The 9,564-nt window shown below is 70.4% G+C and carries 8 protein-coding genes; 1 reads left to right on the top strand and 7 read right to left on the bottom strand.

The window, feature by feature from the left end:
* The coding region (locus V7050_RS13995) for a hypothetical protein (RefSeq protein WP_324410688.1) at nt 1–460 on the bottom strand (460 nt) is incomplete at its 3' end.
* A 276-nt stretch (nt 461–736) separates the two neighbouring features.
* Here V7050_RS13995 and V7050_RS14000 point away from each other — a divergent pair.
* Nucleotides 737–1,030: a hypothetical protein gene (locus V7050_RS14000; RefSeq protein ID WP_324373791.1), complete on the top strand. Its 294-nt coding sequence runs from the start codon at nt 737–739 to the stop codon at nt 1,028–1,030.
* A 33-nt stretch (nt 1,031–1,063) separates the two neighbouring features.
* Here V7050_RS14000 and V7050_RS14005 read toward each other — a convergent pair whose 3' ends face one another.
* From V7050_RS14005 to V7050_RS14030, 6 genes are all read right to left on the bottom strand, one after another.
* Nucleotides 1,064–1,747, bottom strand: a complete 684-nt coding sequence (locus V7050_RS14005) for a hypothetical protein (protein WP_324367510.1) — start codon at nt 1,745–1,747, stop codon at nt 1,064–1,066.
* Between the two features lie 86 nt (nt 1,748–1,833).
* Nucleotides 1,834–4,698, bottom strand: coding sequence for a trypsin-like serine peptidase (locus tag V7050_RS14010; protein ID WP_324373793.1), 2,865 nt, complete (start codon nt 4,696–4,698; stop codon nt 1,834–1,836).
* A 39-nt stretch (nt 4,699–4,737) separates the two neighbouring features.
* Nucleotides 4,738–5,967, bottom strand: a complete 1,230-nt coding sequence (locus V7050_RS14015; protein WP_324367606.1) for a hypothetical protein — start codon at nt 5,965–5,967, stop codon at nt 4,738–4,740.
* The gene (locus V7050_RS14020) at nt 5,964–7,322 is read right to left on the bottom strand and encodes a hypothetical protein (protein WP_324367604.1); all 1,359 of its coding nucleotides are present in this window, start codon (nt 7,320–7,322) and stop codon (nt 5,964–5,966) included. Before V7050_RS14020 ends, V7050_RS14015 begins: the two co-directional genes overlap by 4 nt.
* The gene (locus tag V7050_RS14025) at nt 7,319–8,236 is read right to left on the bottom strand and encodes a hypothetical protein (RefSeq protein WP_324367602.1); all 918 of its coding nucleotides are present in this window, start codon (nt 8,234–8,236) and stop codon (nt 7,319–7,321) included. The genes V7050_RS14020 and V7050_RS14025 overlap by 4 nt, the downstream gene beginning before the upstream one ends.
* A complete protein-coding gene (locus V7050_RS14030; protein ID WP_324367600.1) occupies nt 8,233–9,534 on the bottom strand; it encodes a hypothetical protein in 1,302 nt (433 codons plus the stop codon). Before V7050_RS14030 ends, V7050_RS14025 begins: the two co-directional genes overlap by 4 nt.
* Nucleotides 9,535–9,564 lie beyond the last annotated feature (30 nt).

Genomic DNA, 9,564 nt, shown 5'->3' on the forward strand with positions numbered 1-9,564 from the left:
GCGCCGATTTCACCTTGCCCACGCGCTCGGCGATCGCCTGGATGTGGCGGTCCCGGACCACCATGTCGACCTGGTCCCCGGATCCGCGCAACTCGTCGATCCCGTGCTCGGATTCCAGCAATTCGCCCTTGGCCGCGGTCAGGTGGATGAACCCGGTGATCACCGTGCCCTTCAGCCGCACGATGACGGCCTGGGCATGCCCGCCCTCCGAAACGCTGAGACCGCCCTCGACACTTCGGTCCTCGCCGCTGAACGGTGTAATGGAGATGGCGATGGCGGCCTTGCTGTCCGGGCTATAGACCGAAAACAGCTGGCTGCGATCCGGCTGTGCACGCAGATTGTACTTGCCCATCGCTTTCGATAGTAATTTGGCTTCGTCAGACAATTCGGTGACGTTGTAGAAGAACTTGGCTCCCAAGTCTGCGCCAAGATGGTGTGTCGTATGCATATCGACCCCCATGACATCCGCATCGTGGAACGATTAATTATTACACGATTCCCCGTCTGAAGACAATCCGGCGCGCGGAATTCCACTCCGGCAAGGCCGGTTTCGCCGTGCGGCGGGGGTCGGGCCGGGGCCCCCGCCAATCCGCCTCGTCGATCTCCACGTCCATGTCGAGCACGCGCTCGTCCAGCGTCGCGGTCCCTCCGCGGCCCCGAGCATGCGCAGGGTCACCCGCCTGGCCGCGACCTCGGCGATGCGCGATCTGGCCTGGCCGAGCTCGGGATCCCGGCCTTGCGGCTGGTTGACGCTCGGCGGCGCACGGATGCCGCCTTCGAGGATCGCCTGCATCTCTGCGGCCGGATCCGGGGGCAGCAACCCCTTCTCCATCGTGTCGTTGCTGAAGCCCATCGACGGGAGGCCCTGGCCCGGCTTCGGCGAGAGGAGCGCGCTCTGCGGGCCCGGCGTCGGGTTGCCGATGAACGTCGCCAGGATCTCGAAGCGGGCATCCCCGGTCAGGATGCGCGGGCCGAGATCCTTGACCGGGCCGCGTCCGTCGCATGCGACCTAGGTATCGCCGAGGCATGACGCGACTGCCGATGACCGGGCCGGCGTGCCGGGTCAGGTGCCGGGCTGGCGGATGTTGAAGACCATCTCGTGCTCCTGGCGCGTCTCGCCCTCGCCCACCGCGACCTTGTAGCCCGCATCGTCGATATTGTAGCCCTTGGACATCGCGAAGAAGAGCACGGCGCCGAAGGTGGCGAGCCCGAGCGCGATGCAGGTCGCGGCGATCACCGCGATGGAGACGGCGACGATGGCGATGACCGTGGCGTCGTCGACCCCCGCCACCGACGGCCGGGCGAGCGGGGCGATCTCGCCGCCGCGTGCCAGCACCTGGTCGTGGAACTGCTCGGCGAGCGGGCCGGAGATCGCGAGATCCACCGGACCGTCCTGCTCGAAGAGCGCGCGCATCCGCCGGTCGCTGCCCGGATCGGTGACCGAGACCCGGACCGGCGGCGGCTTGCCCTCGGGCGAGGCATAGACCCGCAGCCGGAAGGCGACCTGCCCCATGGGGACCGGGTAGCTCCACCGCACGCGGAGCGAGAGCCGCCCGGTGGCGCCCTGGGCGGGGCGGTTCTCCACCTCGGCGCCGGCGAGCGGCACGGCCTCGGTCAGCGCGAGATCGACGAGCGAGAGGCGCAGCCCCTCCGGGATCTCGACATCGAAGGTCTCGCCGCCGCTCTCCATATGCGGCAGCTGCAGCAATCCCTCCGGCGCGCGGAGGTTCCGCACGACGTCGAGCACGAGACGGTTGCCGTCGGGGCCGGCTTCGGCACCTGCGGGGGCGGCGAGCGCCTGCGCTCCGCCGCCCGCCTCCGCGGGCGAAGCCGCTAGCCGAAAAGCTGCGACAGGAAGGCTTCCGCCTCCTCCCGGCTCGCGCCCGCGGCCATGGCCTCGTTCACCGCCGCCTCGTAGGCCTCCGCCGGTGCGGCCGCTGTCGCCGAGAACGCGCGTCCCCGGGCGCGCCGGCGCGCGAAGGTGGTGGCGGTCTCGCTGGCCTGGCCGTAGACCTCGATCAGGCTGATGATCGGCAGGCCGGCGCTCACCCCGATCTCGAAGCTGTAGCCGATGGGGTTCCTCGCGCCGTCGTAGACCCGGTAGGCGGCCACCGGCACGTCGATGGCGCCGGCATCGAACCATCCGATCGTCCCGATCGAGACCCCGACCATGTAGCCCGTGCCGGACATGAGCTCGGGGCCGCCGTCGATCAGCGTGACCTGGATCGCGCCGCCGATGGAATAGACCGACCCGACGATGCCGGCGCCCGAGCCGTAGAAGCCGATCCGCCGGCCCGGCGCGAAGACGATGCCGCCGCCGGCGCCGGCGCCCGCGCCGAGCGCGCCGCTCCCCGCGAGCCCGACCGCGAGGGTCACGCCGTAGCGGTCGCAGGCGTCGAGGATCGTGCCGACGCGCACGAAGGGCGCGACGAAGACGAAGGCGGGATTGGCCGAGAGCAGGCTGCGGAACGCGGCCTCGATGGCGAAGATGAAGGCCTGCGCCTCCCAGCCCGAGAGCACCGTGGCGCCGGGCAGGTGGATGGTCTCGTCCTCGAACGGCCGGGCGGGCAGGCGGTTGACCCAGCCCCCCTGCCGTCCTTGGGCGCGCGAGAAGGTCCCGACCCGCCCCCGCGCGGTGAAGGTCGCCTGGTCGATCGGCGGGTCGATCGGCAGGAATTCCTCGAAGGTATGGAGCACGTCCGCCGGCAGTTCGTTGATCGTGTCGCGCCCGTGGTCGGTGATCACCGGCGCGGCGGCCTGCACCGTCATGCCGGTGCGCTCGCGGGTGGTGCGGTCGCGCCCGGTCTGCATCAGCCCGCCGCCGGTATGCGCGACGAAGGTATTGGCGAGGAAATGCCCGACCTCATGGGACAGGTTCTCGCCCATGAGCCGCCCGTACATCCGTGCCGCGAGATCCATGTCGCCTGCCGAGAGGCGCCCGGCGGCCGCCTCGGTCTGGACATGGCCGATCTCGGCCCGGGTATCGGCGAAATGGTGGATGAGGCCGCGCGCCAGCGCGTGGCGGTCCATCGGCGCCGGCAGGTCGCCCGGCTCGTGGTTGCGGCCGTGCGAGCGCGCCCCGTAGGGCGTGGGCGTGCCGGTGTCCTGGGTCTCCTCGGGATCCATCACCGTGTCGGCGCCGATCACCTCGGCGTATTGCACCGAAGGAAGCGCCTCGATCCCGCCGGGGAAGGCGGCGTTGTTGGCGACCCCGAGATGCGCGGGCAGCGCCTCGCCGGGGAAGACGAAGCGGATGTTCACGTTGCGATAGAGGTGCCGCATCACCGCCTTCATCTCGTCGACGATCGCCGCCCGCCGCGTGCGCATCCCGATGCCGTCGAAGAAGGCGTCGGTGGTCGGGTGGATGGCGACGAGCACGAATTGCGGCGAGCTCATCCAGTACTTGTTGCTCTCGACGGTGCTGCCGCCGGAATCCTTGACCATGCAGTCGACGGCGAAGGGCCCTGCCGCGGTCGACCGCAGGGTGACGCTGGTGCCGCCGGTGGAATGGGCCGTCGCATTGCCCCCGGTCTCGAAGATGGCGCGGGCCTTGTGGTCGTCGTCGGGGATGTTCCAGCGCACCGAGCCGCCCGAGGGCATGTTCGGCACCCGCACCGAGACCTTGGTCTTGCCGGAGAGGTCGTGGGTGGGATGGCCGAAGGTGCGCTTGGCCACGCTCATGCCACCGGAGCCGGTCTGGTCGATGACGATCCAGGCGCGCTCGAGCGGCCGGGCCCAGCTCAGGGTGCGCAGCATCGGCGCTCCCGGCCCGGCCCCGAGCGGCAGGCCCCCGAGGCTCCCGCGCGTGCGCCGGGTCAGCGGCAGGCCGCCCAGGCTCCCCGGGCGGGCGGAGAGCGAGAAGGCCGAGACCGAGGATATGCCGCCCCCCAGCGCCCAGTCGATCTTGTCGGGGCTGAGCAGCACGCCGCGGTTGAGCGTCGTGCTCTCGCCCGCCACATGCACGCCCATCACTGGGATCGTCTCGGGCATCTCGCCGCCCGAGGATTCGTTGGTGAAATGGGCGAAGACCGGCGAGCCGGAATTGCCGCCGCGGGTCTGGAGATTGTAGTCGACGTTCTCGCCGTTGTTCGAGATCGCGCGGATGCGGTCGATGTCGAGGTGCTGGCGCTGGCTGTCGACTCCGGTGTCGCTGCCGTAGCCGCAGACCGCGATCGGGGTCTCGGCGGAGGGCGAATAGTTGATCAGCTGGAAGAATTCGCCGGCCGGCGGCGGCGTCGTGACGCGCAGCACGCCGAGATCGAAGCCGCGGTCGGTCGCGCCCGAGCTCACCCAGGTGGGATGCGCGGTCCAGTCGGCGGGCGTGAGGTCGAAGCTGTCGAGCCAGGTGGTGGCGTTCTGCTGGCCGACGCGCACGGTGATGCGCGTGGCGGCTTCGGTAGCGCTGCCCGCGGGCGTCTTGTCGAAGAGATTGTGGCCGCAGGTCAGGATCAGGCCGCTGCCGATATAGAAGCCGGTGCCGTGATAGGCGCCGGAGGGAAAGGTCAGGTTCAGCCGGCAGATCGCCGAGAACGGGAAGAACGAGGTGTCCGGCACGCCGACGCGGTAGCTCGCGTTGCGCGCCATGAAGCCGAAGATCTGGCCGATGGCGTCGATCGGATTGGTCGCGTCGATGATCGGCGCCACTTCGCGGAAGGGCCGGGCGAGGCGCGGGCGGGAATAATCAAGCGGCATGGCCATGGCGGGTCCTTTCCTGATGCGACGGTGCGACGGCGGCGGTCATGGCTGGGCCGCCGTCGTGGCGCCGGTAACGGGCTTGTTGGCGCCCGGGTTGGGGGTGTTCTGCTGGATCTGGGCGATCACGCCGGTATCGGCGAAGCGCTCGAGCGGGAAGTAATCGGACTTGAACTGCAGATCGACCTCGCCGGTCAGGTCGGCCGAGACGTCGAGCTCGGATTCGGAATTCTTCTTCGACGAGGAGACATAGGCCACCGAGCTCTTGACCGAGGCCGAGACCGGCGAGAGGAACCAGCCGTATTTCGCCTTGGACTCGGTCCTGGTCTCGAAATCCGAGGCGAATTCGCTGCGGCTGCGGTCGGTGGTGTCGATGCGGAAGCCCATGCCGGCCTTGATGCGGCCGCGGGTGACCACGATCCGGTTCATGCCCATGAGCACCATGGTCGCGAGCGTCTGCTGGCGGCTCTGGGCGATGCGGCGGCGGGCGGCGGGCACGAGGACCTCCTCGATGCTGGAGTCGTCGACGGTGACGTCCTCGGAGAGATTGAGATCCCCGCGGAAGTTCGGCTGGGCGGCATCGCCGGCGTTCGGCGTCGGCACCAGCCGCGGCTGGCCGCCCGAGGTGTCGAGCCGGATGACCTGCGGATAGGCGCCCGCGAGCCAGTCGCGCGCGTTGTTGTCGGTGATGTTGTCGGACATGAACTGGTCGACGGTCTTCGACACGTTGGACAGAAGCTCGGCATAGGCCTCCATCTGCTGGATCGAGGCGTCGACGATGGCCTGGAACGTCCCCTTGATCAGATCCGCGACGAAGGTGGGAAAGGCGATGGCGTTCAGCGTGTCCTCGGTGATCCGCGCCACGTTCGAGGCCGCGACGGGGACGAACTGGCCGTCCTCGCCGGGCTGGAACCCGTCGGCGAGGCTGCGCGCCGCCGGGCGGCCGGAGGCCCGGGCCGGTGCCGCCGCCGGCGTCACGCGGCCCTCGATGATGCGGCGCCCGCGCACCATCGGGCGCTGGCCGAGCTTCTCCGTCTGGCTCCAGTCGTCGTGGATGAGCGCGGCGGTGTAGCCGGCGATCTTCCCCAGATCGCCGGTCATGCGCGCGCGGGTGGCGGAGGGCAGCTGGTAGAAGGCCGGCGCGGCCTCGAGCAGCGCCTTGACCTGGCCGGCGGCGAGGGCCTCCACGGCGGGCGGCGGCGCCATCTCGGCACCCCTCTGCGGTGCGAAGGGGCCGGGAAGCGGGTCGGTCGCAAAGCGGTTCGTCTCGGTCATCCGCCACCTCCCATGCCGATCGCGGCCCGGCCGGCGCCCGCCGCCGCGTCGATCAGGGTCTGGTCGATGGTCGGCGCGGGCTCGGCGCCGTGGGCGGTCATCCGGTCGCTGACGACCTGGGCCGCCGAGGGACCGGTATCGCCGCGCGCGACCATGGTCGCCGAGTGGTTGGGCGTGTTCGCCGCCGGGTTCGGCGTGTTGGAGCGGATCCGCTCGATGCTCTCCGCGCGCGCCAGCCGGTTCAGCGGCAGGTAGTCGGTCTCGAAGGTGAGATCGACCTCGCCCGTCAGATCCGCCTGGACGTTGATGGCGCTGTCGCTGTCGGATTTCTGCGAGCTCACATAGGCGACCGAGGTGCGGGCCGAGAAGGCGACGTAATAGAACCCCGAGACGGTGTTGGAATGGCTGAAGTCGAAGCTCGAGGCCTCCTCGGCATGGGCGCGGTCCGAGGCGTCGATATGGAAGCCCATGGTGGCGCGGAGCCGGCCGTGGCGGATGACGATGCGCTGCAACCCGAGCATGACCATCGAAGAGAGCATCTGGAGCCGGGATTCGGCGAGCCTGCGCCGGGCGGCGGGCACCAGGCGCTCGTTGATCGTCTCCTCGTCGAGCGACCGCACCGGATCGGGCAGGCCGAGCATGCCCTGCATGCCCTCCAGCGCGGCGCTGTCGGCGCCGTCGCCGGTTTCGGTCGGCTCGACGCGCGGCTCGCCGTCGCCGGTCTCGACCCGCATCAGGCCGGGATAGGACTGGACCAGCCAGTCGCGGGCCTGATTGTCGGTGATGTTGTCCTTCATGAATTCGTCGACGCTCTTGGAGACCTGCTCGACCAGGGTCATGAATGCCTCCATCTGCTTGATGGTGGCGCCGATGATCGCGTCGAAGGTGCCATTGATGAGGTCGGCGACGAAGGTCGGGAAGGCGATGGCCCGCAGGGTGGATTGCGTTATCTCCGCCACCCGGCCGGTGGCCGCGGTCTGCAGGTTCGCCTGCGCCGCCTGGGCCCGGGCCAGCGGCGGCCGCAGCGACCGGCTCCGCGCTGCGGGCGGCGTCCCGCCCGACGGCGCCTGCGCCGGCCGGTAGACGGTTTCCTTGCGCACGAGCGGCGTCTGGCCCAGCCGCTTCGACTGCGCCCAGGAATCCCGTACGAGCTCGGCGGCATAGGCGCCGATATGGGTCAGCCGGCGGCGCATGGTGTCGCGATCGCGCTCGGAGAGCCCGTAGAAGCTCGGCGTCTGCGACAGCAGCGCGTCGATCTGGCTCTGCACGAGGCTGACCGTCTCCGGCCGCGGCGTGACGCCGCCAGCCCGCGGCGGGGCGTCATAGGGGGCGGGCAGGGCGTCGGCCAGCCTCATTGCGGCCAGCCTCCCGGCTGCGCGGCCGGCGCGACGCCCGCCGCGTCGAGCCACATCTCCGCCCAGCCCCGGAGCCCGGCTTCGCCGGCGATGGCGTCGATGATCCCCTGCGCTTCGGCGGCCTGAACGGCGGCGAGATGCCGGGCGAGCCAGGTGACGAGCCGCAGGCCGGTCTGGGCCCGGGTGACATGGGCGGCCAGGTCCGGGGTGTCGGTGCCGAGCACGCCGCGCACCACGTCCCATGCGGTGCGGCCCATGAAGAGCGAGGCCAGCCCCGGATGGTTGAGCGCCTCGACCGAGAGGGTGAGCTGATGCGCCAGCCGCTCGGTCACGATGAGGGTATTGCCCTGCATGCGGCTCCCGAGATTGCCGAGCAGCGCCTGCGCCGCCACCGCCGCGCGCATGGCCGCCCCGGAGGGCGCGCCCCAGCCCTGCAGGTCGCGCGCCGAGGCGGAGAGCGCGGAGCAGAGCCGGGCGAAGCGCGGCTCGAACTCGCGGTTCACGGCGGTGTCGCCGAGGTTCGGATCCGCATCGCCGATGCCGAAGGTGCGCGCGAAGATCTGGTTGCGCAGGCCGCGGTTCACCCATTCGTGCCGCATCGCGCCCGCCAGCGTCTCGAGCGCCGCCGCGGCGCCGCGATCGGTGAGGTTGAGGCCGAAGCGATGCTCGGCCAGCTGCTCGGCCACCGCGGGCAGATAGGTGCCCTCGACCTCGGCGGCGAAATAGAGCGAGCCGATGACCTCGAGGTTCGCCCTGGTCACGACGCCGCCCGCCCCGCCGTCGAAGGCGGGCAGGTCCAGGAAGAAGGGGTCGCCCGAGGCCGCCCGGGCGAGCGGCCGACCCGCGGCCGCCCGTGCCCGCCCGAGAAGCCGCGCGATGTGATCGAGCGAGAGGGCGAGCGGGGAGGGTGTCATCGCGCGACCGCGCCTCCTGCGGCGAAGGGCGGCGGCGCCGGCAGGGCCGGGGCGGGCGGCGGCGCGATCGGCTGCACCTGCTGGCTCTGCTGCGGGGTCGGCTGCTGGGCGACCTGGGTCAGCACCGTCTGGTTGGTGCCGAGCATGTCGAGCATCTTCTCCAGCGGGAAATAGTCGGACTTGAACCGCAGGTCGACATTGCCGGTGAGCTTGGTCTTGAGCTGGAGCGAGCTGTCGGATTCGTCGGTCTGGTTCGTCGTGACGTTCGTCTTGACGTTCAGGAAGCTCGAGTCGGTCTCCTTCTCGGTGGAGAAGATCCACCAGCCGTTCTTGCGCTTCTTGTTGTGGCGCTGGTGGTAGTTCTCGTCGAAGGATGTGGCCCGTTCCTGGTTGCGGCGCACGATGTCGCGGGCGTTGAGGTCGAAGACGACCGAGGCCTGGATCTTGCCGTCGGTGACCACGATCCGGTTGATGCCCATCAGCACCATGGTCGCCAGCAGCTTCTGGCGGTCCATGGCGATGACCTTGCGCTGGGCGGGCACCACCTCGGTCTTGACCACCTCCGGGTCGGAGGTGTCGAGGTCGAAGGGCAGCCCGAGGCTCTGCAGGAAGCCGCCCATCTGGTCGGGATCGGCGTCCTGCCGCTGGTTCACCTGCGGCGTGTCGCCCCGCATGTCCGCCTCGAAGAGGTCGGGCTGGCCGTTCACCAGCTGATCCATCGCCTGCTCGCTCGAGACGTTGTCGGCCATGTACTGGTCGACCGTCTTCGCGACGTTGGCGACCATGGTGCTGTAGGCTTCCATCTGCTGGATCGAGGTCTTCACGATGGCGGTGAAGACCCCCTCGATGAGGCCGCCCACGAATCCGGGGAAGTCGACGGCGTCGACCATGCCCTCCATCGTGCTGCCGGCGGCGCCGGTGGCCGAGCCCTGCCAGGCCCCGCCGGCGGTGCCGAAATCCTGCTGGCCACCATCGGGCTGGTTCGGCCGCGCCGGCGGCGCGAAGGGCCGCGCCGGGGCTGCGAGCGCCATGGCGGGATTGCTGATGATCGCCGTCATCGGCAGGCCGGCGGTCTCGCCCCCGGCATCGGCCATGAAACGGGCGACCTTCACGGTGTCATGCGCCACCTGGCGCTGCTGGTCTGGGGGCAGCGCGCGGAACGAGGGCGACCGGCTCAGGGTCTTGCGCACGTTGTCGCGGACGAGCTGCAGCGTATCCTCGCGGCCCCGGTCCCCCGTGCCGTTTCCCGTGCCGTTTCCCGTGCCGTTTCCTATGCCCGAAGTTGCGGTTCGCATCATGGCGGCCCCCTCAGTAGCGGGCGCGGCGGG

It is taken from the genome of Amaricoccus sp. (assembly GCF_036846665.1).
In the GTDB taxonomy this organism is placed as follows: Bacteria; Pseudomonadota; Alphaproteobacteria; order Rhodobacterales; family Rhodobacteraceae; genus Amaricoccus.

Coding starts and splice junctions, on each gene's coding strand:
- V7050_RS14010 (WP_324373793.1), bottom strand. CDS start 4,698: ATGGCCATGCCGCTTGATTATTCCCGCCCGCGCCTCGCCCGGCCCTTC.
- V7050_RS14015 (WP_324367606.1), bottom strand. CDS start 5,967: ATGACCGAGACGAACCGCTTTGCGACCGACCCGCTTCCCGGCCCCTTC.
- V7050_RS14020 (WP_324367604.1), bottom strand. CDS start 7,322: ATGAGGCTGGCCGACGCCCTGCCCGCCCCCTATGACGCCCCGCCGCGG.
- V7050_RS14025 (WP_324367602.1), bottom strand. CDS start 8,236: ATGACACCCTCCCCGCTCGCCCTCTCGCTCGATCACATCGCGCGGCTT.
- V7050_RS14030 (WP_324367600.1), bottom strand. CDS start 9,534: ATGATGCGAACCGCAACTTCGGGCATAGGAAACGGCACGGGAAACGGC.